Below are 7,565 nucleotides of genomic sequence, written 5' to 3'. Positions count from 1 at the left end.
CGCGAATTTGATGGGCAGAAGGAAACACCGGTATTCGGCAGTTTCACCATCAGCCGGACGCTCTGATCCCGCCGCTTTCCGCAGCGCAGGGCCGAGAGCGTGATCGATGAGTCCAGATGTGCAGCGCTTGCCCGGGCAAGCGCTGCGGCCGTTCAAGCAGCCCTTGAACCTGCCCGTTCCACCGCACACTCCCAGAAACAAAAACGGCGTCGCTGCGCCCTGCCCCGTACATCGGTCGACAGAACACGGCAACGCCGTTCGGCTTTTTCAGCCGGTGAAAGCCCTTACTCGGACTTCCACCACATCATGAAGGCATCCCACAGACGCTTGAAGAAACCACCCTCTTCAACCGCCTGCACCGCTACCAGCGGCGCCTCGGCAACGACCTTGCCGTCCAGCGACACCTTGACCGTGCCGATCTGCTGACCGGCGGCAATCGGCGCCACCAACTGCTTGGGTACATCCATGCTCGGCTTCAGGTCGTTGTAGCGACCGCGCGGCACGCTCACCAGCATCGGCTGGGCAACGCCCAGCTGCACGACGTCGGCAGCGCCCTTCCACACCTTCTGCGTGGTCACGGCCTTGCCCGGTTCATACAGGCGATGGGTCTCGAAGAAACGGAAACCCCAGTTCAACAGCGCCAGGCTGTCGTCGGCACGCTGCTTCTCCGAAGCACCGCCCATCAGCACCGCAACCAGGCGCTGGTCACCCCGCTGGGCCGAGCTCAGCAGGCAGTAACCGGCGGCCGAGGTGTGACCGGTCTTGATGCCGTCCACGCTCTGGTCGCGCCACAACAACAGGTTGCGGTTGGGCTGGGTGATCTTGCCAACCGTGAATTCCTTGATCTTGTTGTAAGCGTAGGTCTCCGGGTAATCGCGCACGAAGGCGCGACCCAGCAACGCCAGGTCATAGGCGCTGGACTGGTGGCCTTCGGCGTTCAGGCCGTGCGCGTTGACGAAGTGCGAATCCTTCATGCCGATCTTGGCGGCATAGCTGTTCATCAGCGCAGCAAATGCTTCCTGGCTGCCGGCAGCGTGTTCGGCCAATGCAATCGCTGCATCGTTGCCGGACTGGATCGCCATGCCCTTTTCCATGTCTTCCAGACGCGCGGTCTGGTTGACCGGGAAGCCGCTGTAGCTGCCGTCGGTGCCTGCGCCACCTTCGCGCCAGGCACGTTCGCTCATCATCACCTGGTCGTCCGGCTTGATCTTGCCGGTCTTCATCTCGGCGGCCAGTACATAGGAGGTCATCACCTTGGTGATGCTCGCCGGCGGCAACGGGGCATGGATGTTCTCGCCTGCGAGCACCTGGCCAGTGGCGTAATCCATCAGCACCCAAGCGGTGGCCGTGGTCGGTACTGGCGCCGGTGGCGTTGCCACCTGGGCGGGTGCGGCCGCAGCAGCCGGCGTCGGGACCGGTGTGGGAGTCGGCGTCTGGGCAGAGGCCAGGCCAATGGCGAACGTCGTGGCCAGAGCGGCGGCGGCAAAACGGAATTTCATCGGAAAGCGGTTCCTGATGGACGAGGAAGGAAAAAACGGGCGGTCATTGTAGGACTCCAACGCCGAACCAGCGGGGCCCCGGAGTGACTGCGTTCAGTCGCGGACGATCTGTGGGCTGCCAAAGCCCAGACCCGCGATACGCCCGGCAAGTTCCGCTGCCGTGGTCGGGTCGCTTGCCGGTACGCGCAGCCGCCACAAAGTGCGGCCGCCGCTGACGATGTCACTGAGGGAGGCACCGACAATGCCGGCAGACGACAGCTGCCCCATCGCGCGGGCGGCATTGTCGCGGCTGGAGAAACTGGCGACCTGCAACAGGATCGCACCCAACGCGCGCGTGGCCGGGCCCTGTTTGTCAGCGGTTGCGGTTGCGGTTGCTGCTGCCGCTGCAACCGGCGCCAGGGCCTGCACGGTCACCGTGTCGGGCGCGCTGCCTGCGGCAAGCGTGGTTGCCGGACGTGCGCCACGGGCGCTGGGCTGAACAGCTACCGGTGCGGCTGGCAGCTTCTCCACCAGCTGATCCATATGGCTGGGCGCCGCGGTGGCAACCGCGCGCGTGGTTGCCGGCACTGCGGCGGCGCGCTCGCGACGCGCACGGCGGCTGTCGCCGGACGCCTGCAGGTTGTCGCTGCCCGGCGTAAGCGCGCGCACTTCCACCCGGCCGGTGCCGCGCTGGGTGATGCCCAGCCGTACCGCGGCGGCGTAGCTGAGATCGATCACCCGGCCGTCGTGGAACGGGCCGCGATCATTGACGCGCACCACCACCGATTCACCATTGTCCAGGTTGGTGACGCGGGCAAAACTCGGCAAAGGCAGCGTCTTGTGTGCCGCACTGAAGGTGTACATGTCATACACCTCGCGGTTGGAGGTGAGCCGGCCATGGAACTTCTGGCCGTAGTACGAAGCGGTGCCCTGCTCGACGTAGCCATCCACACGGTCCATCACTTGATATTGCTTGCCCAGCACCGCGTACGGCGATTTGTTGCCGACCGGCGAACGCGGTTCGTTGGTCACCACCGGCTCGGGAATGCAGCCCACGTTGGGCACGTAGTCCGGCGTGGTGTCCTTGACCCCTGGCCGATAAAGCCCGCCAGCGGTGTAGTTGCCGCGCGTGGTCAGGTCTTCCTGCGCCCGCGCGTAAGGCGAGCCTTCCGGACAACCGCTGCTGGCGTTGCCGCGACCGTGCACCACCGCACCCGACGGGGTGCCGCTGCTGCCGGCCGTGGATTTGCCGGGCTTCTTCGGGGCGCTGCTGCAGGCAGCCAGCCCGAGCACGATCAACGCAGGGACCAGCCACTTGATGTTCATGCCGGGGGAAGCTCCTTGCCGGCGATGGCCTGGGACAGCTGGAATACGGCCATCGCGTACATCTTGGAGATGTTGTAACGGGTGATCGCGTAGTAGTTCTGGAAGCCAAGCCAGTACTGCTTGCCGTCACTGCCTTCCAGCGTGATCGGCGTGGCGGTGGCACCCACCGCGCGTACCGGCACCACCGGTTGGTAACCGCGTGCGGCGAGATCGGCCATGCTGTGATTGGGCGTCCAGTCCACCGGATTGAACTCTTCGCGGCCGGCCGCCAACGTGGCCGGCACGGCGACGGTGCCGCCACGCACCCAACCACCCTTCTTGACGAAGTAGTTGGCGATGGACGAGAACACGTCGTCATAGCTGTTGAACAGATCGCGGCGGCCATCGCCGTTGCCGTCCACCGCGAAATCCAGATAGCTGGACGGCATGAACTGGCCCATGCCCATCGCGCCGGCATAGCTGCCCTTGAGTGTGTTGATGTCCAGCTGCTCCAGCTTGGCCAGCTCGAACAGCTTGGCCAGCTCGTCGCGGAAGAACAGCTCGCGGCGCACTTCGCGCTCCAGCTTGGCCGGGTCGCCCGTACGCGGGTACTTGAATGCCAGCGTGTACAACGCGTCGATCACGCGATGGTTGCCGGCATTCTTGCCGTAGCTGGTTTCCACACCGATGATCGACACGATCACTTCGGCCGGCACGCCGGTACGCTCCTGCACCCGCATCAGCTCATCGCGATGCTGGGCCAGAAAGGCACGGCCGCCGTCGATGCGGGCCTGGGTGATGAACATCGGCCGATATTCATTCCACGGCTTGACCCGCTCGGCCGGGCGCGACATCGCCGCGATGATCGGCTCGCGGATCTGCGCCTGCGCCAGGGTGGCTTCGATGTAAGCAGGGTCGATGCCGTAACGGGCCGCCGTGTCACGCACGAAATTGGCGCGGGCGGTCTCAAACGGCACCGGGGTCAGGTCAACCGGCGGCAGATCCTGCTTTTTCTCCGGGACCGCTTCCGCTGGACCGGTCGCCGGTTTGACCGGCGTGCCTGCACTTGAAGGCGGGGTGACGGGGGCATGCGGCTGGGTCGCACAGGCAACCAGGCCGAAGGTGATACAGCAGATAAGTACGCGTCGAATCATCGGCCGAGATTAGCAGGTCAAAGATGAATTTCCATCAATAAGGCCATGAATCACAACAGGATTGAAGCGCGGATTTGCAGCAGCATCGCGATGGCACGGTGTCAGTTCGGGTGCCGTCCCGGATGAATGCGCGGGGCGCGTTGCATCTGTAGAGCAGAGCCGTGCTCCGCCGGGGCGTTACCGATGAAGGCCGCTTGCCGGGCATGACTCGACACTGCACCTGTAAAAAAGAACGCCGGCCATCTCCCCATCCCACAGAGATGACCGGCGTTCTGATCGACCCTTGGGGGAACCGGGCGGCGTCTCCCCACGCCAACCCGCCAAAGGTCAATCTGGCTGTCACAGCGCAAGCGCAGCAAGTGACGGGTGCAATTGTGAAGAATTAGTCAAAACAAGTGTTTGATCTGGATCAACCCTTGAACGCGCGATCAGCCGCCGTGGACGGGCCGGTGCGCGCGTACCGCCATCACCAGGCCGAATCCCGCCAGCAACGACACCGCCGAGGTACCGCCATAGCTGATCAACGGCATCGGCACGCCCACCACCGGCAGCAGACCGGAGATCATGCCGCCGTTGACCAGGATGTAGACGAAGAACGCCAGGCCGGTGGCGCCGGCCAGCAGGCGCGAATACCCATCGCGCGATTCCACCGCGATCCACAGGCAGCGGCCGATCACGAACAGATACAACGCCAGCACCACCGCCACGCCGATCCAGCCGAACTCCTCGCTGAGCACCGAGAACGCGAAATCCGTGGTCTGTTCGGGAATGAAGTTCAGATGCGACTGCGAGCCCAGCCCCCAGCCCTTGCCGGTGAGCCCGCCCGAACCAATGGCGATCTTGGACTGGATGATGTTCCAGCCCGCGCCCAGGGCATCGCTTTCCGGGTCCAGGAACATCAGGATCCTGTCCTTCTGGTAAGGCATCAGCAGCCAGAACCAGGCCACCGGCGCGGCAGCGGCAACGCCGGCAACACCTACGCCCACCCACCACCACGGCAGCCCGGCCAACAACAGCACGAAGGCACCACTGGCAGCGATCAGCACGCCGGTGCCGAAGTCCGGCTGCAGCATCACCAGCGCGGTGGGCACACCGATGATCACGCCCGCCACCAGCACCACCGGAATACGCGGCGGCAGCGGCATGCGGTTGAGATACCAGGCCACCATCATCGGCAGGCTGACCTTGAGCAGTTCTGCCGGCTGCAGATAGAACAATCCCAGGTTCAACCACTGCCGGCCGTATTTACCGGTACCCAGCACGAACACCGCCAGCAACGGCAGCATCGAGATGGCATAGATCATCGGCGTCCAGGCGCGGATGCGCAGGATCGACATGCGCGAGATGCCCCACATCGCCACCAGGCCGACCGCGAAACGCGCGCCCTGCGCCATCACCAGACCACTGCCGCCGGCACTGTCCAGCACGGAAAGGCCAATGACCATCAACGCACACAACGCGACCAGCAACGGCCAGTCCAGGCCGCGCGTAAGCCGCTGCGCCATCTCCAGCGCCCAACGCAGGAAATCCCTCATCGCTGTGTCTCCGTCGGCGAGCCTGTCGCTGCGGGCGGGCGCGGCGTGGATTGCGGCACCACCGGGGTCCCGCCGGGCTGCGAGGGTGCACCCGGCTCCGGCATGGGCGACGGCGCACCAACCATGACCGGCAGCTCGCCCAACGCCAGTACCGCCTGTTCGGCACGCAGCTGAGCGGTCGGGTCCTCGGTATCGAAGGTCGCCACGCCCACCGCCACGGTGCCACGCTCGGCGTCCAGCGGCTGCAGGCCCTCGGGCATCACGCCCAACAACCATGCATCAAACACCTTGCGGGCGATCGGGGCCGCCGCCGAGCCGCCGTAACCGCCACCTTCCACGGCAATCGCGATCGCGATGACCGGGTCTTCGGCCGGCGCAAAACCGACGAACAGCGCGCGGTGGCGCAGGTGCATCGGCAGGCTTTTCGGATTCAACGCGGCGGTACCCTTGCGACTGATCACCTGCGCGGTACCGGTCTTGCCGGCCATGCGGTACTGCGCACCGGAAGCCACACGCCAGCCACTCCCGCCGGGCTGCATGGTGCCCATCATGCCTTCGCGCACCGCCTGCAGATTGGACGGATTGGGGCTGATCGAGCGGGCCGCCGGTTGTGCTGTCGGCGCCCAGTCGTGATCGAAGCCGGCACGCTGTTCGGTGACCAGATGCGGGCGATGCAACTGCCCGGTGGCCAAGCCGCCGACGCCGCGTACCAGTTGCAGCGGGGTCACTTTCCACAACCCCTGGCCGATGCTGGCGTTGACGGTATCACCGGGATACCAGCGCTCCTTGCGGGCCTTCATCTTGGCCGCAGGCGATGGCAGGATGCCGTCGATCTCACCGGCCAGGTCAATGCCGGTCGCACGACCAAAACCGTAGTGCTCGCCCATGTACTCATCGAAGCGCTCGATGCCCATGTCGACACCCAGCTGGTAGTAGTAGGTGTTCACCGACTGCGAGATGGATTTGCGCAGGTCGGTCCAGCCATGACCGCCACGGTTGGCGTCGCCCCAGCCGCGGCTGACGCCCGGCAGGTAGAACATGCCGCGCGAAAGAATCTTGTCCTCGGGGCGGCGCACGCCGCTGTCCAGGCCCGCCAGACCAATCAACGGTTTGACCGTGGAACCGGGCGCTACACCACCTAGCACGAGCCGGTTGAACTGGGGCCGTGAGGGGTTGTCGTTGAGGCGCCTGAAATCGGCATGCGAGATGCCGTTGACGAACAGATTGGGGTCGTACGACGGCAGGCTGACCATGGCCAGGATCTCACCGGTACGTGGGTCGATCGCCACCGCCGAGCCTTCCTGCTCGCCGAATGCGGCAACCAGTGCACGCTGCAGGTCGGCATCGATGGACAGGCGCAGGTCGGTGCCCGATTGCGCCGGCACGCGGCCGATGGTGCGGATCGCCCGCCCCTGCACATTGGTTTCGACCTGCTCGTAGCCGATCCTGCCGCGCAGCTGCTGCTCGTAGTAGCGCTCCAGCCCGGACTTGCCGATATGCGTCAGCGCGGCATTGCCCTCGCCCAGTTCTTCCAGATCCTTGTCATCCACCCGGCCGACATAGCCGATGACATGCGCCAGCAGATCGCCGTAGGGATAACGCCGGGTCAGGTAGGGTTCCAGTTCCACGCCTGGGTAGCGCCAGCGGTCCACCGCGAAACGCGCCATCTCGTCGTCACTGACGCGCAGCTTCAAGGTCACCGGCATGAAACTGCGGCGCGCCTTGCGCGATTGTTTGAAACGCTCGATGTCTTCTTCGCTCAGCGAGAAGATCTTCTGCAGGCCGGCCAGCGTGGCGGCCATGTCCTCGACCTTGTCGGGCGTGACGTCCAGGCGGAACGCCGGCACGTTCTCGGCCAGCAGCCTGCCGTTGCGGTCGTAGATCAGGCCACGCCCCGGCACCACCGGCCGCGCCTTGATGCGGTTGGCTTCCGAACGCGTGGCGTAGATGTCGTGGTCCAGCACCTGCAGCTTGAAGTACCAGCCGCCCAGCAACCCCAACGTCAGCAGCACGCCCAGGAATCCCAGCGCTGCACGGCGCCGGAACTGCTCGGATTCAGCGTGCGTGTTCTTGGCCTGGCGCCGGTTGTACAT

Annotated in this window: 5 protein-coding genes; all 5 read right to left on the bottom strand. The window is 65.2% G+C overall.

The window, feature by feature from the left end:
- Positions 1-284: 284 nt before the first annotated feature.
- The gene (locus ABB26_RS15200; protein WP_057635547.1) at positions 285-1,499 is read right to left on the bottom strand and encodes a D-alanyl-D-alanine carboxypeptidase family protein; all 1,215 of its coding nucleotides are present in this window, start codon (positions 1,497-1,499) and stop codon (positions 285-287) included.
- Positions 1,500-1,592: 93 nt separating this feature from the next.
- The gene (locus ABB26_RS15195; RefSeq protein ID WP_057635546.1) at positions 1,593-2,804 is read right to left on the bottom strand and encodes a septal ring lytic transglycosylase RlpA family protein; all 1,212 of its coding nucleotides are present in this window, start codon (positions 2,802-2,804) and stop codon (positions 1,593-1,595) included.
- Entirely contained in the window at positions 2,801-3,937 is a 1,137-nt protein-coding gene (mltB, locus tag ABB26_RS15190; protein WP_057635545.1) for a lytic murein transglycosylase B, read from the bottom strand. Before mltB ends, ABB26_RS15195 begins: the two co-directional genes overlap by 4 nt.
- Positions 3,938-4,365: 428 nt before the next feature.
- Positions 4,366-5,472 (bottom strand): rod shape-determining protein RodA, encoded by a 1,107-nt coding sequence (gene rodA / locus ABB26_RS15185; protein ID WP_057635544.1) that lies wholly within the window; start codon positions 5,470-5,472, stop codon positions 4,366-4,368.
- Positions 5,469-7,565: a penicillin-binding protein 2 gene (mrdA, locus tag ABB26_RS15180; protein WP_057635543.1), complete on the bottom strand. Its 2,097-nt coding sequence runs from the start codon at positions 7,563-7,565 to the stop codon at positions 5,469-5,471. Before mrdA ends, rodA begins: the two co-directional genes overlap by 4 nt.

Origin of the sequence: Stenotrophomonas humi (genome assembly GCF_001431415.1) — a bacterium.
In the GTDB taxonomy this organism is placed as follows: Bacteria; Pseudomonadota; Gammaproteobacteria; order Xanthomonadales; family Xanthomonadaceae; genus Stenotrophomonas; species Stenotrophomonas humi.
This window is presented reverse-complemented; position numbering and strand designations above follow the sequence as displayed.